This window comes from Anaerotruncus colihominis, from assembly GCF_010206195.1.
Lineage (GTDB): Bacteria > Bacillota > Clostridia > Oscillospirales > Ruminococcaceae > Anaerotruncus > Anaerotruncus colihominis_A.
The window spans coordinates 59,747-80,644 of the sequence record NZ_VIQT01000017.1 but is presented as its reverse complement, the minus strand read 5'-3'; the positions used below and the strand labels follow the sequence as shown (position 1 = coordinate 80,644).

Sequence of the window (20,898 nt, the reverse complement as noted above, 5' to 3'; positions counted from 1 at the left end):
CGTCATTCAGCCGGAAAATCGCGGCACATCTGCATATACGGCAGCTCCTCAAACCCGACGCGGCCATACAGGCGGCGCGCACCGTCGTTGTCAGGCTCCACCTCCAGCCGTATGCGGGCCGTCTGCCCGGCATACGTCTCCTCCAAAAAGCGGAAAAACGCGCCGCCAAGCCCGCGCCCCTGGTACTGCGGCCGCACATACAGCTCCTCCACCCAGATCACACGGCCGCCGGCTTCCGTTGAATAGGTAAAGGAAAGCTGTGCATAACCGGCCGCCGCGCCGCCGCATTCCAGCAGATAGGCCCGGGCATACGGGCTGTCCGACGTGACCTCCCGGAACGTGCGCTCAAAATATGCCTGCGGCACCGGATGCAGCACAGCCGGAGAATGGTAAAACTCATCGAGAAGCTGCAAAAAGTCCTCCCTGTCCGCTGCTGTAACCTCTCTGATCATTTTGAAATCCTCCTGTCGTCGATCGCTGAAACTGAGTATAGCAGAAGCTTGTTCGTTTGGCAAACCGCTGGCCGCGCCTTGCCAAACGATTCGATTTATGCTATAGTAAAGTCGTTGTTTTATCAAACGGCACAAAGGCGGTGCGCCGCTTTGCCGGCAGATTCGCTTTGCTCAAAAACAGATCTCCTGCCTTCCAAGGGATTTTCCCGCGGAGAAAGGACTTTTCCATTATAATCGTCCCACCGGAAGGGTTCGTCCCGACCGAAAAGGCGGTGTATTTTGCTATACAAAAAATGATGCGCTATTTTCCCGCCCCTACGGGCATCCGAAAATGGTGCGCAAACGTTTCATACGCCTGGCGCCTGCTTTTTCACGCAGCGCGCTTTGGCGCATGAGGTTTTGTGCCGCAAAAACGCCGCGCCAGTTTGGCTGCGGCGTTTTTTTATAGCCTGCAAACAACCGTTTATAAAATCATTAAGAAAGCCGCCTGGGCCGATGCAAAAGCTATGCCGCAACAGCTTCAACACAAATCGAAATTTTGAAATGAGGAATTCGCATGCTCAATTTACAGGACAAGGAGCACCGTCCTGCTTTGGAGGAAATAGGGCAATATGTCAGAACGCCCGTTTTTATGCAGTTCTGCTCTGAACTGAAAAATAGGTACAAGTGTATCGAAAAAATAGAATTCAGTTCTTGCAGCTGGGAAGCAGGATGGAACGTCAAATTTAAAAAAGCGGGAAAAACTTTGTGCACGCTTTATCTCCGGGAGCTTTATTTTACCGTTATGATCGTTGTAGGAGAAAAAGAAAGAAAATCGGTTGAAACAATCCTGCCTGAATGCATCTTGGAATTGCAGGAAATTTACAGCCGGACAAAAGAAGGGAACGGACAAAAATGGCTCATGATCGATTTGGAAGATAGAGGCGATCTGTACGACGACGTCTTTCGTTTGATTGAAATTCGCCGGAACGGTTAGGGCCTCTTTGAAAATAGAGGAAACTTTCTTTACCAAATCGCACCGCATATCGCGGCGAAACGGAGGATTTTTATGGACACACGCATCGCGCTGATCGGCATCATTGTCGAGGAACCGGCCGCGGCCGACCGCATCAATACGATATTACATGAATACGCGCCGTATATCGTCGGACGCATGGGCATTCCCTACCGGCAAAAAAATATCTGCATCATCAGCGTCGTTGTTGACGCGCCAGGCGATATGATCAGCTCCCTTTCCGGCAAGCTCGGTATGCTTGACGGCGTCAGCATCAAAACGGTTTATTCCAAGGTATCCGCAGGAAAGGACCTGGATTCGTGCGCGGGCTGATCGACGCACTGCGGCGCGAGCGCGCGCTGCCGCGTGCAGAATTGACCCGTCTGATTCGGGAAACCGGCGACAAAGACATGCAATACCTGTTCGACGCGGCGCGCGAAACGGCGCGCCGCCGTTTCGGCAACCGCATTTACACACGCGGGCTGATCGAGTTTACCAATTACTGCCGCTGCGACTGCTACTACTGCGGCATCCGGCGCAGCAACCATCTGGCGGAGCGTTACCGTCTGACGCAAGAGGAGATTCTTGCGTGCTGCCAGGCCGGCTATGCGCTCGGCTTTCGGACCTTTGTGCTCCAGGGCGGCGAGGACCCGTACTTTACCGACGAACGCATCTGCGGGATTATCCGCGCCGTCAAGTCGGCCTGGCCGGACTGCGCCGTCACGCTCTCCATCGGCGAAAAGGAGCCTTCGTCCTACCGGCTTTACCGAAAGGCGGGCGCAGACCGCTATCTGCTGCGGCATGAGACGGCCTCGCCCGCGCATTACCAGCGTCTGCATCCGCCGGAGCAGACGCCCCAGCGCCGCAGGCAATGCCTTTGTTCGCTCAAGGAACTTGGGTTTCAGACCGGCGCTGGCTTCATGGTCGGCTCGCCGTATCAGACGCCGGAAAACCTGGCGGACGATCTGCTGTTCCTTCGCGAGCTGTCGCCGCAGATGGTCGGCATCGGCCCGTTTATCCCGCACCATCAGACGCCGTTTTCCTCCTTCCCCGCCGGGACGCTGCGGCAGACGCTTCTGATGGTTGCGCTCACGCGGTTGATTTTGCCAAACGCGCTGCTGCCCGCTACGACGGCGCTCGGTACCATCGCGCCCGACGGCCGGGAGCGGGGCGTTCTCGCTGGAGCGAATGTCGTGATGCCGAATCTATCGCCGGTATGCGTGCGAAAGCAATATGCGCTTTATGACAACAAAATCTGTACAGGGGACGAAGCGGCCGAATGCCGCGCTTGCCTGCAAAACAGGATGCGATCCATCGGCTATGAACTGACTGTCGGCCGCGGCGATTTTGTCCCCGAATAAAAAGACGGGCGCCCCACAAGCCCGGCCCCGTTTTCCGATAGGATACAGAACCTGTATTCACAGCCCGTTTCAATAAAAGGAGTGATTGGCATGTATGATCCCAAATCCAAAAAGGCGGAGGAGTTCATCAACGACGCCGAAATCAAAGAGACGTTGCGGTATGCGGCAGAGAACAGGAACAACATCCCGCTGATCGAAAGCATCCTTGAAAAGGCGGCGCGCCTCGGCGGCCTTTCCCACCGCGAGGCAGCCGTCCTGCTCGAATGCGGCGACCCGGCCAGCATCGAAAAAATCTTTGCGCTGGCCAGGGAGGTCAAGCGCCGCAACTATGGCAACCGCATCGTCATGTTCGCGCCGCTGTATCTGTCGAATTACTGCGTCAACGAATGCCGGTACTGCCCGTACCACCACCACAACACGCACATCGCGCGCAAACAGCTTTCACAGGAGGATATAGTGCGCGAGGTGGTCGCGCTCCAGGACATGGGGCACAAGCGCCTTGCGCTGGAAACGGGCGAGGACCCGGTCAACTGTCCGATTGAATATGTGCTGGAAAGCATCAAAACCATCTATGGCATCAAGCACAAAAACGGTGCGATCCGCCGCGTCAACGTCAACATCGCCGCGACCACCGTTGAAAATTACCGCAGGCTCAAAGAGGCCGGCATCGGCACCTATATCCTGTTCCAGGAGACATATAATAAGGAATCGTACGAATACCTGCACCCGGCCGGTCCTAAAAGCAATTACGCCTACCACACCGAGGCGATGGACCGCGCAATGGAAGGCGGTATCGACGACGTGGGCTGCGGCGTCCTGTTTGGGCTGAATCTTTATAAATACGATTTTGTCGGCCTGCTCATGCACGCCGAACACCTTGAAGCCGTGTTCGGCGTCGGACCGCACACAATCAGCGTGCCGCGCGTGCGCACCGCCGATGACATCGACCCCGATGAATTTGACAACGGCATCTCCGACGAAATCTTTCAGAAGATCGTCGCCGTGCTGCGCATCGCCGTCCCCTATACCGGCATGATTATCTCAACGCGCGAGACGCAGCAAACGCGTGAAAAGGTACTGGAGCTTGGCATCTCGCAGCTCAGCGGCGGCTCACGCACGAGCGTCGGCGGCTATGCCGAGGACGAAACGGAAAACTCCTCGCAGTTCGACGTCAGCGACAACCGCACGCTCGACGAGGTGGTCGGCTGGCTGCTCGACCTCGGCCATATCCCAAGCTTCTGCACCGCCTGTTATCGCGAAGGGCGTACCGGCGACCGCTTTATGCATCTGGTCAAATCCCAACAGATCGGCAACTGTTGCGACCCGAACGCGCTGATGACGCTCAAGGAATACCTGGAGGACTACGCGTCGCCCGAAACGCGCGCCAAGGGCGAGGCGATGATCGCCCAGATGCTCCCGCGCATCCCCAATGAAAAGGTACGCCGCCTCACAACCGAACATCTCGCGGAGATCGCTGCCGGAAAGCGCGACTTCCGCTTCTGAAACGAGGGAAGCATCATGAGCCTGACAAGCACGCCGAGCGCCAACCGGCTGCATATCGGCATCTTTGGAAAACGAAACAGCGGCAAATCGTCGCTGATCAACGCCATCACCGGGCAGAACACGGCCGTCACGTCCGATATAGCGGGCACGACGACCGACCCGGTCTATAAGGCGATGGAGATACATGGGATCGGCCCCTGTATGCTCATCGATACGGCCGGCTTCGACGACGAGGGAGCACTCGGCGCGCTGCGCGTTGAAAAAACGCGCGACGCGCTTGCAAAGACGGACGTTGCCGTCATGTTGTTCTGCGACGCCGGCCTGACGTGGGAACAGGAATGGATCGACGCGCTGCGCGCGCAGAAAACGCCGGTCGTCGCCGTCGTCAACAAAGCGGATATCCTGCCAAATGTTCCGGAAATCGCCGGGGCGGTGCATGCGGCGTTCGGCCTGTTCCCGATCGTCGCCTCGGCAAAGGACGGCTCCGGTATCAAGGATGTGATCGAGGCTGTCATCCGTCAGATGCCGGAGGATTATGAGAAAAAGAGCGTCACCGGCGGGCTTGTCAGCGACGGCGACGTTGTGCTGCTCGTCATGCCGCAGGACATCCAGGCGCCTAAAGGGCGTCTGATCCTTCCGCAGGTGCAGACGATCCGCGACCTGCTCGACCGCCGCTGCGTCGTTATAAGCGTCACAGCGGACAAGCTCGACGCGGGGCTTGCCGCGCTGGAGCGTCCGCCGCGCCTGATCATCACCGATTCCCAGGTATTCCCCCAGGTCTATGCCAAAAAACCGCCTCAAACGCTGCTCACCTCGTTTTCTGTGCTGATGGCCGGCGTCAAGGGCGATATCAACGCATTTGTCGAGGGAGCGGCAGCCATTGACGCGCTGACAAAGGATTCGCGGGTGTTGATCGCCGAAGCGTGCACGCACGCCCCGCTCGAGGAGGATATCGGCCGCGTCAAGCTGCCCCGCCTTCTGCGCGCGCGCGTCGGCGGGGAGCTTGCCGTCGACATTGTCAGCGGACCGGACTTCCCGGACGATATAAGCGGTTATTCCCTGATCATCCACTGCGGCGCGTGCATGTTTAACCGCCGTTATGTGCTGGCGCGCATTGAAAAAGCGCGCGCAGCGGGCGTGCCGATCACAAATTACGGCGTCGCGCTGGCCAAGCTTGGCGGCATCCTTGACCGGATTGCATATTGAGGGCTGCGCCAAAGCCCGTTTTCCAAGACGCCTGCCTGCGCCGGGAGGTTCATTTCGCGCTGTTGGCGAAATGAACCTCCCGGTTTTTTTACCTGCAAAAAATCGTGCATATATGCAAATATAATTGACAAAAAATACATTTCTATGATGAAAACATACAGAAACCTGCAAAAACTCTTGACTTTACCGCGCCATCAACATAAACTGTAACAGAAGGGTTTTCCTTGGCAAAAATTTGAGGCGGCCGGTACTCCCGTTTTAAAAAACAGAGCTTGGCCGGCAGCTCCGATTGAACACAAAAACAAAGCACAGGAGAGAATGAAAAAATGAAAAAGTTGTTTGCATGCGCTCTTGCCGCCGTCATGATGCTCGCGGCCGGGTGCGGTTCCAGTTCCTCAACCAGCACGCCTTCCGCGGCGTCTCCCGCCGCGCCCGCCGCCTCCCAGGCTGCGGGAAGCGAAGCCGCAGGCGGCGCGGCATTTGCAACCGTAACCCCGGGTAAATTTACAATCGGCATGGAATGCGCTTACGCGCCGTTCAACTGGACACAGCTTGAAAAAACGGACATGGCCGTCGATATTGGCAGCGCCTCTTACGCCGACGGCTATGATGTTGTCATGGGCAAGCACATCGCCGAGCAGCTTGGCCTTGAGCTTGTCGTCAAGCCGATCGCCTGGGAGGGGCTTGAGCCGGCTGTCAACAACGGTGAGATTGACGCGATCATCGCCGGTATGACCGCCACGCCCGAGCGCAGGGAAAATGTCGACTTTACCGATCCATATTATGAGAGTAAGATGGTTGTGATCGTGCGCAAGGACAGCGATCTGACGAACATCACGAGCATCCAGGATCTGTCCGGCCGCAAGGTGCAGGGTCAGCTCAACACGCTTTACGACACCGTTATTGATCAGATCGAGGGCGTCGATCATGTTACGCCGCTGGCCACCTATCCGCTGATGGTCGTCGCGCTTCAGAGCGGCGAGGTCGACGCGCTCACCGCCGAGCTGCCGGTCGCCGCTGGTGTTGTCGCCGGCAACTCGGACCTGACATACATCGAATTCGCCGAGGGCAGCGGATTTGAGGCGGACACCTCCGTTTCCATTGCCGTCAAGAAGGGCAACACCGCTTTGCTCGATGCCATCCAGGGCGCGCTGGCCTCCGTCTCCGAGGAGGATCGCCAGCAGTGGATGATCGACGCCACCGGCCGCCAGCCCGCACAGGAATAAAGGCGTTTTCAGCGGCAAGCGCCAATTCAAAATCTCCCGCTGTAAGTGTAAACGGGAGCTTGAACAGACGACGCCATATGGCCAAAGCCGGAGGATACCGGCTTTGGCCGATGTCTTTCATCAAAGTTGAATAAAAGAGGTAGGGTTGTTTAAATATGCTTGCATCCGCCGTCCAAATCGCCGGGAAATACTGGCCCATGTTCTGGGCCGGCATCAAGATCACGCTCCTTATTTCCCTGACTGGTACGATCATCGGCCTTGTGATCGGGCTGATCGTCGGCAGCGCGCGGTCGATCTCCTCAAAAATTGAGCCGCGCGATTCATTCGCCACAAAAATTGTGAAACGCATCGTCAATGTGATTGCATGTGTTTATATCGAATTTTTCCGCGGCACGCCGATGATGGTGCAGGCGGTATTTCTTTACTACGGGTTGAAGTCTGTCTTTAACTGGACGCCTGTCGTCGCAGGTATCTGCATTATTTCGATCAACACCGGCGCTTATATGGCGGAAATCCTGCGTTCCGGCATCCAATCGGTCGATGTCGGACAGACCGAGGCCGCGCGCAGCATCGGTATGACCTCAGCGCAGACGATGCTGCATGTCGTTTTGCCGCAGGGCATCAAGAACGCTTTCCCCGCCATCGGAAACGAATTTGTCGTCAATATTAAGGATTCGTCCGTCCTCAACGCAATCTCCGTTACGGAGCTGTTTTTCCAGTCGAACAAGATCGCGGGCAGCATCTTTGATTTTACCGCTACATTTTTGGTCACGGCTTTGATCTATCTCGTGCTGACCTTTACAACGACCCGCATTCTGCATGTGATTGAAAAGCGTATGGGACGCGCGCCGTCGAGCTATCCGTCGTCACAGACGGTCCCGGAAGCCCGTCTTGCAACCGGAAAAACCAATCAATCGCGGGAGGAGTAAGTGTGATGGAGCATCTTGTTGAAATCAAAAACCTCCGCAAGCACTTCGGACGGCTTGAGGTGCTCAATGATATCCAGTTTCATATCGATAAGGGCGATGTCATCACGGTGATCGGTTCGTCCGGCAGCGGCAAATCAACTTTGCTGCGCTGTATCAACCTGCTTGAAATCCCGGACGCGGGGGAAATCCTGATTCATGGCAAGGACATCCTCAAGGGTGACATTGATATCAACAAGCACCGTGCAAGCGTCGGCATGGTGTTTCAGTCCTTTAACCTCTTTAACAACATGAGCGTGCTTAAAAACTGCATGATCGGCCAGATGACTGTGCTCAAACGCAGCCGTGAGGAAAGCCAGAAAAAGGCTGAGGCCTTTCTTGAAAAGGTCGGCATGGCCCAATTTGCAGGCGCGTCGCCCGCACAGCTTTCAGGCGGGCAGCGCCAGCGCGTCGCGATCGCGCGCGCGTTGTGCATGGATCCGGAAATTCTTCTGTTCGACGAGCCGACCTCCGCGCTTGACCCCGAGATGGTCGGCGACGTGCTCGAGGTTATGAAGGGACTTGCCAAAACAGGCCTGACAATGATTGTTGTCACGCATGAGATGGGCTTTGCGCGGGATGTTTCCTCACGCGTTGTCTTTATGGACAGCGGCGTCATCCTCGAGGAAGGATCGCCCGAGCAGATTTTTACCGCCCCGAAAAACGAACGCACGCGCGAGTTTCTTTCACGCTATTTGCAGGCTTAAACAATCCCCGCCGCAGTTTTATGCGGCGGGGATTGTTTATATTCCGTTTGGAAATTCCCGTGAATAAGACGTTAACGCCGCTTTCCATGTGCAGGGGCGTCAAAAAAAGTCCCTGGGAGCCTGCAAAAGCGGTTGTCTTTTGTGTGGAAAATGGTATAATAAAAAACGGGAAATCTACAATCCATTAAAATAAAGGAGTTGTTTATCATGCCGTTGGTTACAACAACCGAGATGTTTAAAAAGGCATATGAGGGCGGTTATGCTGTTGGCGCGTTCAACGTCAACAACATGGAAATTGTCCAGGGAATCACCGAGGCGGCTTCCGAACTAAAGGCGCCCGTCATCCTCCAGGTTTCCGCTGGCGCACGCAAATATGCCAAGCATATCTATCTTGTCAAGCTTGTCGAGGCTGCCGTTGCCGATACGGATATCCCGATCGCACTGCATCTTGACCACGGCGCGGACTTTGAAATCTGCAAAACCTGCATCGACGGCGGTTTTACATCTGTCATGATCGACGGCTCCGCGCGCAGCTTTGAGGACAACATCGCCGAGACGCGCAAGGTTGTCGAGTATGCCCATGCGCATGGTGTTGTTGTTGAGGCGGAGCTTGGCAAGCTGGCCGGCATCGAGGACGACGTCAACGTCCACGCCGACGACGCGCAGTTTACAAATCCCGGCGAGGTTGAGGAATTCGTCACCAAGACCGGTGTCGACTCGCTGGCTATCGCCATCGGCACCAGCCACGGCGCATACAAGTTTAAACCTGGCCAGAAGCCGCAGTTACGCTTTGATATCCTTGAGGAGGTCAGCCGCCGTCTGCCTGGTTTCCCAATTGTTCTGCACGGCGCTTCGTCTGTCCCGCAGGATCTGGTCAAGGTCATCAACCAGTATGGCGGCCAGATGCCGGATGCCATCGGCATTCCTGAGGATATGCTCCGCAAGGCCGCTTCGATGGCCGTCTGCAAAATCAACATCGATTCCGATGTGCGTGTCGCCATGACGGCTGCGGTCCGCAAATACTTTGTTGAGCATCCGGATCATTTCGATCCGCGTCAATATTTGATGCCTGCCCGCACCGCCGTCAAGGACATGGTTTCTCATAAGATCAATGAAGTGCTTGGCTGCGCCGGCAAGGCGTAAGCTGCCGCACCCAACGTGCAGACAGCCCGGCGGAATGGGTTCCGCCGGGTTTTTCCAGTGCGTGACCGCGGCTGGAGCCCGCCCCATATCTTCCGCCGGCGGCTTTGTTTTAAAAAATCCGCCAATTGTGATATGCAGCCGGCTTTTTACAGGAAAGTGTTATTTGGAGGAAGCAGAATGAAACGAATCGGGTTTGACAATGAACGCTACCTGCGCACACAGTCCGAGCATATTCAGGAACGGATTGTGCGTTTCGGAGGAAAACTCTATCTTGAATTTGGCGGTAAGCTGTTCGATGATTATCACGCCGCGCGCGTGCTGCCGGGGTTTCAACCAGACAGCAAGGTGCGTATGCTCTTGCATATGAAGGACGATGTCGAGGTCGTTGTTGTCATCAATGCTTCAGATATCGAAAAGAACAAGGTGCGCGGCGACCTTGGTATTACATACGATCTTGATGTGCTGCGCCTGATCGATGCGTTTCGAGGCATCGGCTTGTACGTGGGAAGCGTTGTAATCGCGCAATATAACGCGCAGCCGGCGGCTGAAGCCTTCCAGAAACGCCTGGAATCGCTTGGGCTGCGTGTTTACCGTCATTATCCAATTGCGGGTTATCCGTCCAATATCCCGTTGATCGTCAGCGACGAAGGCTATGGGCGCAATGAATATATTGAAACGCAACGGTCGCTTGTTGTTGTAACAGCTCCAGGGCCCGGCAGCGGTAAAATGGCGACCTGCCTTTCACAGCTCTATCATGAATACAAGCGCGGCGTCAAAGCTGGCTATGCAAAGTTTGAAACGTTTCCCATCTGGAATTTACCGCTCAAGCATCCGGTCAATCTCGCTTATGAAGCGGCCACGGCTGATCTCAACGATGTTAATATGATCGACCCGTTTCATTTGGAGGCGTACGGCGTCACAACAGTCAACTACAACCGCGATGTCGAGATTTTCCCAGTTCTCAACGCGATCTTTGATAAGATCGCGGGCGGTTCTCCCTACAAATCGCCGACAGATATGGGCGTCAATATGGCGGGAAGCTGCATCATCGACGATGAAGCTGTCTGCGACGCGTCCAAGCAGGAGATTATTCGCCGTTACTATGCCGCACGGTGCGGGGTCCGGCAGGGATTTGTCGATGAAAACGACGTTTACAAAATTGAGCTTTTGATGAACCAGGCCGGCGCCTGTATCGAGGAGCGGAGCGTCATCGCCTGTGCGCTGAAAAAAGCGGAAGCGACCGGGATGCCCGCGACTGCGATCGAACTGCCGGACGGACGGGTCGTTTCCGGCAAAACTTCGGCTTTGCTTGGAGCTTCGGCGGCTGCCCTGCTCAACGCGCTCAAGGTACTCGGCGGAATCCAGAAGGATATTCATCTCATTTCGCCAATCATCATCGAACCGATTCAAAACCTCAAAACAAAGCATCTGGGCAACCACAACCCGCGTCTGCATACCGATGAAATCCTTGTTGCGCTCTCAATCTGCGCCGCAACCAACCCGACAGCCGAGCTGGCTATGGCGCAGCTTCCCAAGCTGCGCGGCTGCGAGGCGCATTCAACCGTCATCCTTTCACAGGTCGATTCCACCACTTTCCGCAAGCTTGGCGTCAATCTCACCTGCGAACCAAAATATCAGACAAAAAAGCTGTTCCACGGCTAACTGTCCCTTCCCGGCCTTTTTGAAAAAAGGCCTCAGCGAAAAACTTCCCGGCCTTTTTGAAAAAAGGCCTCAGCGAAAAACTTCCCGGCCTTTTTGAAAAAAGGCCTCGGCGAAAAACTTCCCGGCCTTTTTGAAAAAAGGCCTCGGCGAAAAACTTTAGTCGGCTGCGCCGCGAATAGTGGGTTTGGCGCTGCGTTTTTGCAGGCTGTGCCGCGGACAGCGGATAGGCGGTAAAAAATAAGACCCGGCTCGCGCGCCCCTTTCAGAAGGGCGCGCGAGCCGGGTTCTATTTTTGAGCACGGATAGTACATCCAGCTTGCTTACTCATAGCGCAGGGCCTCGATCGGGTCGAGCTTCGCGGCCTTATTAGCCGGATAGTAACCAAAGAAGATGCCGATTGCCATCGAGAAGCCGACTGCCACAAGGATGATAAACAGGGACGGCCAGGCCGCTGCGCCGAGCGCCAAAGAACCGACGCGTCCAAGCGTTGTGCCGAGCACCACGCCAATCACGCCACCGATCACGCAGATGATCATCGATTCCACGATGAACTGAATACGGATCGCCGAATTTTTTGCACCAAGCGCCTTGCGCGTACCGATTTCACGCGTCCGCTCCGTGACGGAAACAAGCATGATGTTCATGACGCCAATGCCACCGACAAGCAGCGAGATTGCCGCAATGACAGAAACGACCACCTTCATCATATCCATCGTGCTGGTCATCTCGGCGAGCATGCTGTCCATACTCATGGCCATCAACTCGATATATTTGTTGTCGCGGTAAAAGGTCCGGTTGAGGAAGTCCTCCGACTGCTGTGCGAACGCCACCGTGTCCGTCACCTCTGAGGACGCCTTGATCTGTATTGAGTAATAGCCGCGGTCAATATCGGCGATTTCCTTTGCGACAGAAACAGGGATAAATAAATTGGACGTTACGCTCCCCACCATTCCGGCCATCATTCCGTTGACCTCAAAGTGATAAACGCCCACGACAGTAAATGTATATTGACCACGCGCGACACGCAGCTTTACTTCGCGTCCGAGCGCCTGCTGCGGCGTTGTATTCGGGAACAAATCCTCAACAAACGCGTCGGAGATCACCGCGACATATTTGCCCGCGCCAACCTCGCGCTCGTTTAAATCGTGTCCTGCGACGATATCGATATTCTGGATGCCGAGCGCGTTGTCGTTGACACCGATCACCTGTGCCTGTGCCTGATGGCGTCCATTCTGCGCCTGTCCGTTGCCGATGCTCTCGGAAACAGCCAGAGCCTCAACCATGCTGCCGAACCGTTCCTTATATGCGTCGATCATCTCGTCGGAGATATAGTCGCCGTCCTCGTAAGGACGCGACCAATCGATATTGCCGTTTTCATCGGGCTTATCGCTGATATAGATCTGGATGCTGTTGGCGCCGAGCGAATTGAATGTATCCATAATCGCGCCCGTCATCGCATCACCGAGCGTGACAATCGTGATGACCGATCCGATACCGATAATGATACCAAGCATCGTGAGCAGCGCGCGCATCTTGTTGGCGCGCAGTCCGGCAACTGCAAGGGCGATGTTTTCAAACAACTGCATGGCGTGCATCCCCCTCCCTGCTGTCAATGATCCGGCCGTCGCTGAGTGTTACAATACGCTGCGTCTCCGCGGCCAGCTCCGGGTTGTGGGTGATCAGAACAATCGTTTTGCCCCGCCGCTCATGCAGGTCATGGAAAATATCCATAACCATCCGGCCAGTCGAAGAATCAAGCGCGCCGGTCGGTTCATCCGCAAGGATGATCGCCGGATCGTTGGCCATCGCACGCGCAATGGCCACACGCTGTTTCTGACCGCCGGAAAGTTCATTTGGCAGGTGCTTCATCCGCTCGCCCATCCCAACAATCTCCAAAAGCGCCTTCGCACGTTTTGTGCACGGACCGCGCCGCGCCCCTGCATAGACCATGGGCAGCTCCACATTGCGCAGCGCGGTGGTACGCGGAATCAGGTTGAAGGTTTGAAATACAAACCCAATCTTTAAATTGCGGATTTCAGACAGCATATCGTCAGGCACATCCGCCATTGGCACACCATCCAGCGTATAAGCGCCTTCTGTCGGGCGGTCAAGCGCACCGATGATATTCATCAGCGTCGATTTGCCGGAACCCGACGCACCGACAATCGATAAAAACTCGCCCTTTTTCACCTGCAAATCGATACCACGTAAAATTTCCAGCTCGTTTGGCTGCCCAATGTAAAACCGCTTGTATATACCCCGCATATCAATGATCAGATCATCAGCGGGCGTTTGGCTCCACATTAGCTGTTCATGTTCCATCGGTCAGCCCCCTTGCGAGGCGGATGCCGCGGAGGAGGAATCCGCCGGCAGGCCGGCGGATTCCTCCGAAGCGGCCGCTTCGGAGGAGACGCCGGACTCTGCAAAGGACGCGTTTGCCGCGCCGCTTTCACTGGCCTGTGCCGGTTCGGACACCGTTTGGACGGCTGCGGCTTCTGTCGTCATGCCGCCCGCCAGGGTGATCGGCGCGCCGGGAACAACCGTACCCGGATCGCTGATGATCTGGTCGCCCTCATTGAGCTGGTCGGAACTGACCTCTATGTAGAAATCCGTCTCCATACCGGCTGTCACCGGGACCGGAACCGCGGTTGTAACGCCATTTTCGTCCGTGCGGGCAACATAGACGATATCCTGTCCCTGCTCATCCGTCGTCACTGCGTCGAACGGAACGGCCCATACCTGATCCTTGCGCGCTGTTTCAATCGTCATACGTGTGTTCATACCGACGCGCAGGCCTGTGCCCTGCTCGTCAAGCGTAATCTCCGCATCAAATTCAACGCTGCCCTCCGTTTGAATCTCACCGGTTGACGATTTGACGGCGGCCGGGCTGATGTGGCTGATATGCCCCATGAACTCCTGCTCGCCCGTTGCGTCCGACTTGATGACGACGGGCATGCCGATCTCGACGGAGGCGATATCATATTCCTTCAGCTTTGTTTTGATCACCAGGCTGTCTGTATCCTCAACAACAAACATCAATCCGCCCGCGGGAGCGCCCTCCTTGGCGTAAACAGCCGTGACCGTGCCGGAGATCGGGGCCTTGAGCGTTGAATCGGCAAAATCTTTCTGATACTTTTGCAGTGAAATCTGCATGGAGGTTACGTCATTCTGGATTTGCTGGCCGGCAATTTCGTCCCGTAGGGTGTCCAGATTCCGGCTCGCGCGGTTTTCAGCAGCCTTTTTGTTTGCCAAAGCGTTTTCATAGCTGACGCGCGCTTGGCGGTACGCGCGGCTGTAGCTGCTGATATCGCTGCCATAGGAGCGGTCGGCCCCGACCCATTCCTTGTTGACCTCGTCATACTTTTCCTTGGCCTTCTCATACCGTTCACGGACTTCCTGCGGGACAGGCGTGCCGTTTTCACGCTCCTCGCGTTCCGCGAGTGAAAGCTCCCGCTCCGCATCGTTCATCTCGTTGCGCGCACGGTTGAGTTCCTTTTCAAGATCATTCATCACGGAATCGGCGTATTCAAGATCGTCCTTATGATCCTGAAGGTCGCGGCGCGCACTGTTCAGCTCCTGCTGCGCCTGCTTGAGCGCATTTTCCGCCGAAATCAAATCCGCGTCAACATCGTTTGCAATATCGCTTTTTGCATTGTCAAGCGCTTTCTGCGACTGCTCAAGCGCATGGTTGTTCAGCCTGACCTGCTTATTGATCTGCGCCTGCTGCTCCGCGATGGACAGCGACAGATCGGAGGTATCAAGCTGCGCAAGCGTGTCGCCTGCGGCGACACGGTCCCCAACCTTGACGCCGACCTCTGTTACCAGGCTGTTCAGGTTCGAATAGACAAGTCCCTCGTTCGCGCTTTCCACGGTACCGGTCACGCTGATCGTGCTAATCAGATCCATTTTTTCCAGCGGCACGCTGACCGTTGGAACGACCGGCGGCTTGCTGGTCATCATCTTCCATGCGACAACACCAACAATCGCTACAATCACCACAGGCACGATGAATTTCTTTCTTCTGCCTTTGCGGACTGTAAAACGGCCCGGATGCTTGCTGATCGGCGCGGGCGGCAGCGACGGCGTCTCCGGCGCCGGTTGCAGCCCCACTTTCTCCTCGGTTTCCGTCATAATTTCATCAACTCCCTTATGCTTCTGCCAATCCCCGTGTATGCGGCACGGCAAATCACCTCAGTGATAAAACGAGCGTACACGGGTGCGGACTTCAAAACATTGGATTTTTTGATCTGTATGCAACTGTATCAATCCAACGGTACAATAATACAATGATACAATCCAAATGTCAACAAGACCGCCACAAAAAACAAGAACCTGTATTCACAGCCGGAGGATACCGGCTGTGAATACAGGTTCAAAGGAAAAAGCGGCCTGCAACCGATTTTGCAAGCCGCTTTTTCCTATAGGGGGTGAGGGTGTGGAGATATCAAACCATAATAATCCTAACTTATGTATTCAATATAGCACATTATTTTTAAAAATACAACTGTTTTTTGGCTAAATTTTGATATACAAATTGGGGCCTGTCCTGTGAATGTAATCTATCTGCAATCAAGCTGCCGTGCGAAAGAAAATATTATTAAAATTTAAAGGGTTTCTATAAAATTCCTTGATTTCAACACTATTATATAGTAAAATTATAGATATTGTTAGGCTTTATTGCAATCTGCTTTGTGCCTGAAAAGTTTTTGGCTTTCGTTGTTGATAATTTTTTATCAACCAGTTGGTAGTTTGATCATGAGCAGCATTGATTATTTTTCCATTTCATTGTATATTAATCATAAGTATTTTACGCCTTCGGGCTTAAAATGTTAAAAGACAAAAACAGGTGGTGATACTATGGAGCAGGATACCATCCGGACCATCCGCGAGGCGGAGCAGGCCGCTGAACAGACTGAACAGGAGGCCGCACGCCAGGGCGAGGCGGCGATTGACGAGGCCAGGACGGCCGCAGCCGCCGAGTCCAGGGAGCGAATCGCCCAGGCGCACGCCAAGGCGGACGCCGCGCTGGCCGCGGCGCGCGCAGAGGGCGACGCCCTGCAACGCGAGGCGCTCGACGCGGTCCGCCAGGAGGTCGCGACGCTGCGCGAGAGCGCGTCCGCCCAGGCGGATGCGGTGCGGCGGCTGATCCTGTCCGAGCTGGTATAGCGGCCGGACCCATTCCACTCGTAAAGGAGGCATCCGTTTTATGGCGGTGCTGCAAATGCAACGCATCAGCATATGCGCGCTGAAAAAAGACCGCAAACAAATTCTGGAGACGCTTCAGCGGCGCGGCGTCGTCGAAATTTCTGATCTCGCCCTGGAGGACGATGTTTTCGAAAAGTCCGACACCGCAGTGCAGCGCACGCAGTTTGAAAAGGACATCACAGCGGCTACATCCGCCCTTGAGGTGCTTGATACTTACGCGCCCGAAAAGGCTTCCATGCTTTCCATGCTGGAGGGGCGGCGCGCCCTGACGGCGCAGGAGTACGAGGCGGCCGGCGCCAACGCCGGTCAGACGCTTGAGACGGCGCGGCGTTTAAACGCGCTGTCAAGAACGATCGCTGAAAACCGGGCCGAAATTCTCAAGCTGCAAACACAGCTCGACGCGCTGACGCCCTGGCTTGGTCTTGACGTATCGATGCGTTTTTCCGGTACACGGTCGACGGCGGCGTTTATCGGCTCTTTTGCCGACGACATACCGCTCGACGCGCTTTATGCGCGTATCGCCCAGGCCGCGCCCGAGGCTTCGGTACACATCGATCTGGTCAGCCATTCGCAGGATCAGACATGCGTATTCATCGTGACGCACCGTGGCCAGGCGGCCATTGTCGACGAAGCGCTGCGGGCCTGCGGCTTCTCGCGTCCGGCTTCCCCGGCCAAAGAGTCGCCCGCCGAGCGTCAAAAGCTCTTAAACGATTCTGTCGCCGCTGCGCAAAACGCGATTGAAGCGGCACAGAAGGAGATTGAAGGGCTTGCCGGCAAGCGCGGCGACCTGCGGTTTTTAACCGATTACCTGCGGTTGCGCGTCGAAAAATACGAGGTCATCGGACGGCTCGCGCAGTCAAAACGCACATTCCTGCTTTCAGGTTATGTCACGGCCAGACGCGCGGCGGCTGTCGAAAACGAATTGACCAGCAAATTTGACGCGGCTGTGCGCCTAGAGACGCCCGGTCCCGGCGAGGACGTACCGGTTGTGCTGAAAAACAATTCGTTTTCCGAGCCGGTTGAAACGGTTGTCGAAAGCTACAGCCTGCCCGGCAGGGGCGAAATCGACCCGACGACGATCATGTCGTTTTTCTATTACATCCTGTTCGGCATGATGCTCTCGGACGCCGGCTACGGGCTTGTGATGGCAATCGGCTGCGGCGTTGTGATGGCCAAGTACAAGAATATGGAGCCAGGGATGGCAAAGATGATCAAGATGTTCTTTTTCTGCGGCCTGTCCACTATCTTTTGGGGCGCGCTGTTCGGCAGCTTCTTCGGGGACGCCGTGGGGGTCATCGCTTCGACATTCTTCCATTCTGACTTCAAGCTGTCCCCGCTGTGGTTCGAGCCTGTCAGCGAGCCGATGCGTTTGCTCGTCTTTTCTTTCCTGATCGGTATTATCCATCTGTTCACTGGGCTTGGGATCAAATTTTATCAGCTTGCCCGGGAAGGGCAGATCAAGGACGCCATCTACGACGTTGTGTTCTGGTATCTGCTTGTCGGCGGCGGCATCTTTTATCTGCTGACCATGGGCATGATTACCGAGATGCTCGGCCTTTCCTTCACGCTGCCGCCTGTTGTCGCCACAATCGCTGCTGTCTGCGCAGGCATTGGAGCAGCCGGCATTATTCTGACATCCGGGCGCGAATCCCGCAACCCGGTCAAACGTCTGCTCAAGGGCCTTTACGGCGTCTACAACGTCACTGGCTACCTAAGCGATATCCTATCCTATTCCCGCCTGCTCGCGCTCGGCCTGGCGACCGGCGTCATCGCGACCGTCTTTAACAAGATGGGCAGCATGGGCGGTTCAGGCGTCTTTGGCGCGATCATGTTTATCCTGGTATTTTTGGTAGGACACGCGCTGAACATCGGCATCAACCTGCTCGGTGCGTATGTCCACACAAACCGTCTGCAATTCGTCGAGTTTTTCGGCAAGTTTTACGAAGGGGGCGGACGCGCGTTTTCGCCGTTTGCCGCTCATACCAAATATTACAAATTCAAGGAGGAAATCTGACATGAGTTCTATGGGAATTGCTTTTGCATTGCTTGGCGCGGCGCTGGCCGCTCTGATGGCCGGTATCGGCTCCGCAATCGGCGTCGGCATGGCCGGCGAGGCCGCCGCAGGCGCGGTGACGGAAGATCCCAACCGCTTTGGTAAGGTCCTGATCCTCCAGCTGCTCCCTGGTACACAAGGTATTTACGGCCTGCTTATTGCCTTTATCACGCTTACACAGATCGGTATCATGGGCGGCGACGCCAACATTTCGCTTGTCAAGGGCCTGCTCTATCTCGCGGCCTGCCTGCCGATGGGCTTTGTCGGATTGTGGTCCGCAAAGCGTCAGGCGCGCGCGGCCGTCGCCTCCATCAGCATGATCTGCAAACGCCCCGAGACATTCGGTAAGGCGATGATCTTCCCGGCGATGGTCGAAACATACGCGATCCTTGCGCTGCTTATCTCGATTCTCTCGATCTTCGGCGTCGGCAGCCTGGCCATCTGATACGGCGGAATCGTCCGCACTTTGTAGTAAGGAGAATTCTGCCATGACCGGATTGGAAAAAATTGTACAGCAGATCCAGGACGACGCGCAGCAGGCGGCGGATGCCGCCCTCGCGCGGGCGCGGGACGAGGCGCGGCAGATCACGGACCAGGCGCACGGCGAAGCCGACGCCCGGGTCGCGGCTATCGAGGCCCAGTCCGCGGCAGCCGTCGCCGCCGCGCGCGAGTCCGCCAAATCGGCCGCCGCGCTCGCGCGCCGGCGCGCCGTGCTTGAAGCCAAGCAGGAAATCATTTCTTCGGCCATCGCCGAAGCGCAGAAAGCAGCCTGCGCCCTGCCTGAACAGGAGTATTTCGCGCTGATCCTTAAAATGATCGGCAAGTATTCCCTTCCCCTTGACGGCGAAATCCTGTTCAATCCCGCCGACAAAAAACGGCTGCCGGACGGCTTTGCCGACGCCCTTGCCAAGCAGGCCAAAGGCACGCTGCGCATTGGCGACGAAACGCGCGATATCGACGGCGGCTTTGTGCTCGTCTACGGCGGCATTGAGGAAAACTGCTCGTTCGCGGCGCTTATCGACGCCGCGCGTGAAACCTTGCAGGATCAGGTTCAGGCGCTCCTGTTCGCATAACGCGCATTTTGCGCCGCGCCGCGGTACTTCCCTGTCCGCGGCGTGTACAAGGGAGGTTTAACATGTCCGATTCATTATACACCTATGCGGTCGCTCGTATCCGCTCGAAGGAGCTGACGCTTCTCAACGCCCAGGCGATCGATCAGCTGCTCGCGGCCAAAAGCTACGACGAATGCCTGCGCCTGCTCGCCGACCGCGGATGGGGTGACGGCGAAGTCGCAGCGGACGACGCGCGCCTGTTGGCCGCCGAGCGGGAAAAAACCTGGAATCTGATCGGCGAGTTGGTTGAGGATATGTCCGTGTTCGACGTGTTCCTCTACGCCAACGATTACCACAACCTGAAGGCCGCGGTCAAGCTTGTCTGCACGGACGAGAGCGATTTCGGCGTCTTTATCTCGCACGGAACCGTCGGCAGCGGCGCGATTCTGGAGGCTGTGCGCGCCAAGGATTTCGGCGCGCTGCCCGAAGCGATGCGCGCCCCCGCCGAGGAGGCGTATAACGCCCTGTCGCAGACGCGCGACGGCCAGCTTTGCGATATCATCATTGACCGCGCCGCGCTTGAAGCTATCGAACGCGCTGGGCAGGCCTCCGACAGCGAACTGATCCGCCAATACGCGGAGCTGACTGTCGCAGCGGCCAATATCAAAACGGCTGTGCGTTGCCGGCGCACCGGGAAATCGCTCGAATTTATCCGGCGCGCGCTCGCGCCATGCGCCTCTCTCGACGTATACCAGCTCGCGAAAGCCGCCGCCGAAGGCGACGAGGCAATCAGCGACTATCTGGCGCTGACCGATTATGCCGGCGCGGCGCCCGCGCTAGAACAATCTCCGTCCGCTTTTGAGCGGTGGTGCGACAATGTCATCATCGAATCGATCCGCCCACAGCAGTTTCAGGCGTTTGGCATCGGTCCGCTGGCGGCATATATCCTCGGGCGTGAAAATGAGATCAAAACGGTGCGGATCATCCTTTCCGGCAAGCGCAACGACCTGCCGGAGGCGTCGATCCGGGAAAGGGTAAGGGAAATGTATGTATAGGACGGCAGTCATCGGGGACCGCGACAGCATTTACGGCTTCGCCGCGCTCGGGCTGGACACCTTCCCTGTCACCGACCCGACCGAGGCCGCCCGCAGGCTGCGAAAGCTGGCTGAGGGCGAATATGCTGTCATTTATATCACTGAGTCGCTCGCGGCCACGCTCGAAGCGGAAATCGACCGCTACCGCGCCGAGCGTCTCCCTGCCATCATCCCCATCCCGGGCGTATCCGGCAACACGGGGATGGGCATCAAAAACGTCAAAAAATCGGTGGAGCAGGCTGTTGGCTCCGATATCATTTTCAATGGCGATTAAG

General features: G+C 56.2%; 21 protein-coding genes. 17 read left to right on the top strand and 4 right to left on the bottom strand.

All coding sequences use genetic code 11. From position 1 onward, the window contains the following. Positions 1–2: 2 nt before the first annotated feature. Positions 3–452, bottom strand: a complete 450-nt coding sequence (locus FMM72_RS12390; RefSeq protein WP_160209046.1) for a GNAT family N-acetyltransferase — start codon at positions 450–452, stop codon at positions 3–5. A gap of 401 nt (positions 453–853) precedes the next feature. On the opposite strand from FMM72_RS12390, the gene FMM72_RS12385 reads away from it, so the two are divergent. The 11 genes from FMM72_RS12385 to FMM72_RS12335 all read left to right on the top strand — a co-directional run bounded on the left by FMM72_RS12385 (position 854) and on the right by FMM72_RS12335 (position 11,219). Continuing rightward, on the top strand, positions 854–994 hold the full coding sequence (locus FMM72_RS12385) for a hypothetical protein (RefSeq protein WP_162221607.1): 141 nt from the start codon (positions 854–856) through the stop codon (positions 992–994). A gap of 50 nt (positions 995–1,044) precedes the next feature. Beyond that, complete coding sequence (locus tag FMM72_RS12380) at positions 1,045–1,428, top strand: DUF3788 domain-containing protein (protein WP_243157807.1); 384 nt, start codon at positions 1,045–1,047, stop codon at positions 1,426–1,428. 72 nt (positions 1,429–1,500) lie between these two features. Then, complete coding sequence (locus tag FMM72_RS12375; RefSeq protein WP_160209044.1) at positions 1,501–1,779, top strand: TM1266 family iron-only hydrogenase system putative regulator; 279 nt, start codon at positions 1,501–1,503, stop codon at positions 1,777–1,779. Then, complete coding sequence (hydE, locus tag FMM72_RS12370) at positions 1,767–2,807, top strand: [FeFe] hydrogenase H-cluster radical SAM maturase HydE (RefSeq protein WP_162221605.1); 1,041 nt, start codon at positions 1,767–1,769, stop codon at positions 2,805–2,807. Before FMM72_RS12375 ends, hydE begins: the two co-directional genes overlap by 13 nt. Before the next feature lie 90 nt (positions 2,808–2,897). Beyond that, positions 2,898–4,310 carry a [FeFe] hydrogenase H-cluster radical SAM maturase HydG gene (gene hydG, locus FMM72_RS12365; RefSeq protein WP_160209042.1) on the top strand — a complete coding sequence of 471 codons (1,413 nt, stop codon included), beginning with the start codon at positions 2,898–2,900 and terminating at the stop codon, positions 4,308–4,310. 15 nt (positions 4,311–4,325) lie between these two features. Next, positions 4,326–5,516 (top strand): [FeFe] hydrogenase H-cluster maturation GTPase HydF, encoded by a 1,191-nt coding sequence (gene hydF, locus FMM72_RS12360; RefSeq protein WP_162221604.1) that lies wholly within the window; start codon positions 4,326–4,328, stop codon positions 5,514–5,516. A gap of 326 nt (positions 5,517–5,842) precedes the next feature. Next, the gene (locus tag FMM72_RS12355) at positions 5,843–6,742 is read left to right on the top strand and encodes a transporter substrate-binding domain-containing protein (protein WP_243151570.1); all 900 of its coding nucleotides are present in this window, start codon (positions 5,843–5,845) and stop codon (positions 6,740–6,742) included. Between the two features lie 155 nt (positions 6,743–6,897). Beyond that, entirely contained in the window at positions 6,898–7,671 is a 774-nt protein-coding gene (locus FMM72_RS12350) for an amino acid ABC transporter permease (protein ID WP_160209040.1), read from the top strand. A gap of 5 nt (positions 7,672–7,676) precedes the next feature. Beyond that, a complete protein-coding gene (locus tag FMM72_RS12345) occupies positions 7,677–8,414 on the top strand; it encodes an amino acid ABC transporter ATP-binding protein (protein WP_162221610.1) in 738 nt (245 codons plus the stop codon). 207 nt (positions 8,415–8,621) lie between these two features. Beyond that, on the top strand, positions 8,622–9,557 hold the full coding sequence (gene fba / locus FMM72_RS12340) for a class II fructose-1,6-bisphosphate aldolase (protein WP_160209039.1): 936 nt from the start codon (positions 8,622–8,624) through the stop codon (positions 9,555–9,557). A gap of 177 nt (positions 9,558–9,734) precedes the next feature. After that, on the top strand, positions 9,735–11,219 hold the full coding sequence (locus FMM72_RS12335) for a DUF1846 domain-containing protein (RefSeq protein ID WP_162221603.1): 1,485 nt from the start codon (positions 9,735–9,737) through the stop codon (positions 11,217–11,219). 320 nt (positions 11,220–11,539) lie between these two features. Here FMM72_RS12335 and FMM72_RS12330 read toward each other — a convergent pair whose 3' ends face one another. The 3 genes from FMM72_RS12330 to FMM72_RS12320 are packed head-to-tail and all read right to left on the bottom strand — an operon-like array spanning position 11,540 to position 15,350. Continuing rightward, entirely contained in the window at positions 11,540–12,805 is a 1,266-nt protein-coding gene (locus tag FMM72_RS12330) for an ABC transporter permease (RefSeq protein ID WP_162221602.1), read from the bottom strand. After that, a complete protein-coding gene (locus FMM72_RS12325) occupies positions 12,792–13,541 on the bottom strand; it encodes an ABC transporter ATP-binding protein (protein WP_279285997.1) in 750 nt (249 codons plus the stop codon). Before FMM72_RS12325 ends, FMM72_RS12330 begins: the two co-directional genes overlap by 14 nt. A gap of 3 nt (positions 13,542–13,544) precedes the next feature. Then, positions 13,545–15,350: an efflux RND transporter periplasmic adaptor subunit gene (locus FMM72_RS12320; RefSeq protein ID WP_160209036.1), complete on the bottom strand. Its 1,806-nt coding sequence runs from the start codon at positions 15,348–15,350 to the stop codon at positions 13,545–13,547. Positions 15,351–16,076: 726 nt separating this feature from the next. Here FMM72_RS12320 and FMM72_RS12315 point away from each other — a divergent pair. The 6 genes from FMM72_RS12315 (at position 16,077) to FMM72_RS12290 (ending at position 20,897) form a co-directional block, all read left to right on the top strand. Beyond that, a complete protein-coding gene (locus FMM72_RS12315; protein WP_160209035.1) occupies positions 16,077–16,385 on the top strand; it encodes a hypothetical protein in 309 nt (102 codons plus the stop codon). Positions 16,386–16,425: 40 nt separating this feature from the next. Then, on the top strand, positions 16,426–18,438 hold the full coding sequence (locus tag FMM72_RS12310; protein ID WP_162221601.1) for a V-type ATP synthase subunit I: 2,013 nt from the start codon (positions 16,426–16,428) through the stop codon (positions 18,436–18,438). 1 nt (position 18,439) lies between these two features. Next, positions 18,440–18,922, top strand: coding sequence for a V-type ATP synthase subunit K (locus FMM72_RS12305; protein ID WP_160209033.1), 483 nt, complete (start codon positions 18,440–18,442; stop codon positions 18,920–18,922). 43 nt (positions 18,923–18,965) lie between these two features. Continuing rightward, positions 18,966–19,550 carry a V-type ATP synthase subunit E gene (locus FMM72_RS12300; protein ID WP_160209032.1) on the top strand — a complete coding sequence of 195 codons (585 nt, stop codon included), beginning with the start codon at positions 18,966–18,968 and terminating at the stop codon, positions 19,548–19,550. Between the two features lie 62 nt (positions 19,551–19,612). Continuing rightward, a complete protein-coding gene (locus tag FMM72_RS12295; protein ID WP_162221600.1) occupies positions 19,613–20,584 on the top strand; it encodes a V-type ATPase subunit in 972 nt (323 codons plus the stop codon). Next, positions 20,577–20,897, top strand: a complete 321-nt coding sequence (locus tag FMM72_RS12290; protein WP_160209030.1) for a V-type ATP synthase subunit F — start codon at positions 20,577–20,579, stop codon at positions 20,895–20,897. The genes FMM72_RS12295 and FMM72_RS12290 overlap by 8 nt, the downstream gene beginning before the upstream one ends. Position 20,898 lies beyond the last annotated feature (1 nt).

What these genes read in the sequence shown, in the direction of transcription:
- FMM72_RS12300 (WP_160209032.1), top strand. Translation starts at nt 18,966, where the DNA reads ATGACCGGATTGGAAAAAATTGTACAGCAGATCCAGGACGACGCGCAG.
- hydF (WP_162221604.1), top strand. Translation starts at nt 4,326, where the DNA reads ATGAGCCTGACAAGCACGCCGAGCGCCAACCGGCTGCATATCGGCATC.
- hydG (WP_160209042.1), top strand. Translation starts at nt 2,898, where the DNA reads ATGTATGATCCCAAATCCAAAAAGGCGGAGGAGTTCATCAACGACGCC.
- FMM72_RS12350 (WP_160209040.1), top strand. Translation starts at nt 6,898, where the DNA reads ATGCTTGCATCCGCCGTCCAAATCGCCGGGAAATACTGGCCCATGTTC.
- FMM72_RS12355 (WP_243151570.1), top strand. Translation starts at nt 5,843, where the DNA reads ATGAAAAAGTTGTTTGCATGCGCTCTTGCCGCCGTCATGATGCTCGCG.
- FMM72_RS12290 (WP_160209030.1), top strand. Translation starts at nt 20,577, where the DNA reads ATGTATAGGACGGCAGTCATCGGGGACCGCGACAGCATTTACGGCTTC.
- FMM72_RS12325 (WP_279285997.1), bottom strand. Translation starts at nt 13,541, where the DNA reads ATGGAACATGAACAGCTAATGTGGAGCCAAACGCCCGCTGATGATCTG.
- FMM72_RS12305 (WP_160209033.1), top strand. Translation starts at nt 18,440, where the DNA reads ATGAGTTCTATGGGAATTGCTTTTGCATTGCTTGGCGCGGCGCTGGCC.
- FMM72_RS12310 (WP_162221601.1), top strand. Translation starts at nt 16,426, where the DNA reads ATGGCGGTGCTGCAAATGCAACGCATCAGCATATGCGCGCTGAAAAAA.
- FMM72_RS12375 (WP_160209044.1), top strand. Translation starts at nt 1,501, where the DNA reads ATGGACACACGCATCGCGCTGATCGGCATCATTGTCGAGGAACCGGCC.
- FMM72_RS12295 (WP_162221600.1), top strand. Translation starts at nt 19,613, where the DNA reads ATGTCCGATTCATTATACACCTATGCGGTCGCTCGTATCCGCTCGAAG.
- FMM72_RS12330 (WP_162221602.1), bottom strand. Translation starts at nt 12,805, where the DNA reads ATGCAGTTGTTTGAAAACATCGCCCTTGCAGTTGCCGGACTGCGCGCC.
- FMM72_RS12335 (WP_162221603.1), top strand. Translation starts at nt 9,735, where the DNA reads ATGAAACGAATCGGGTTTGACAATGAACGCTACCTGCGCACACAGTCC.
- fba (WP_160209039.1), top strand. Translation starts at nt 8,622, where the DNA reads ATGCCGTTGGTTACAACAACCGAGATGTTTAAAAAGGCATATGAGGGC.
- FMM72_RS12390 (WP_160209046.1), bottom strand. Translation starts at nt 452, where the DNA reads ATGATCAGAGAGGTTACAGCAGCGGACAGGGAGGACTTTTTGCAGCTT.
- FMM72_RS12320 (WP_160209036.1), bottom strand. Translation starts at nt 15,350, where the DNA reads ATGACGGAAACCGAGGAGAAAGTGGGGCTGCAACCGGCGCCGGAGACG.
- FMM72_RS12345 (WP_162221610.1), top strand. Translation starts at nt 7,677, where the DNA reads ATGGAGCATCTTGTTGAAATCAAAAACCTCCGCAAGCACTTCGGACGG.
- FMM72_RS12315 (WP_160209035.1), top strand. Translation starts at nt 16,077, where the DNA reads ATGGAGCAGGATACCATCCGGACCATCCGCGAGGCGGAGCAGGCCGCT.